Raw genomic sequence first — 620 nt, forward strand, 5'->3', positions numbered from 1 at the left:
GTGTGGCTGCCGCCATTGAACGCGATGTGGATGACGGTTTCACCGCCTACAAAGTTTTAAACGGCATTTGCGCGGGTGTTTGAAATGGGAGGTGTCGTTATCGCAAGCAAAGGCCGTAGGGTGGGTGAGCCGAAGGCGTAACCCACCACCGTCTGTAACCGCGGAAGCAGAAGAGGTGGGTTACGCCAAGCGATTGCGCTTCGCGCAATCGGAGGGCTAACCCGCGCTACGGCACCAACTTCACCGCCCTAGAACGGCAGCCCCACGTAATTCTCCGACAGCGACGTCATCGCCGCCTGCGACTGCGTGACGTAGTCGAGCTCGGCGAGCTGGATGCGGGCGCCGATGCTGCCGGTGTCGGGGAATTTGTGCAGCATCGAGGTCATCCACCAGGAGAAGCGCACCGCCTTCCAGACCCGCGCCAGCGCCGTGGTGGAATAGGCGTCGAGGCCGGCGCTGGATTTCTCGTCGTAGAATTCGCGTAAGCCGTTCGACAGATAATGGGCATCGCTGGCAGCCAGGTTCAAGCCCTTGGCGCCGGTCGGCGGCACGATGTGGGCGGCGTCGCCGCACAGGAACAGCTTGCCGAAGCGCATCGGCTCGGCGACGAAGCTGCGCAG

The 620-nt window shown here is 62.7% G+C and carries 1 protein-coding gene; it reads right to left on the reverse strand.

The window, feature by feature from the left end; genetic code table 11:
- Positions 1-248: 248 nt before the first annotated feature.
- The coding region (locus AABA86_RS33495; protein WP_338309780.1) for an FAD-dependent monooxygenase at positions 249-620 on the reverse strand (372 nt) is incomplete at its 5' end.

This window comes from Bradyrhizobium sp. TM233 (genome assembly GCF_036247965.1).
In the GTDB taxonomy this organism is placed as follows: domain Bacteria; phylum Pseudomonadota; class Alphaproteobacteria; order Rhizobiales; family Xanthobacteraceae; genus Bradyrhizobium; species Bradyrhizobium ottawaense.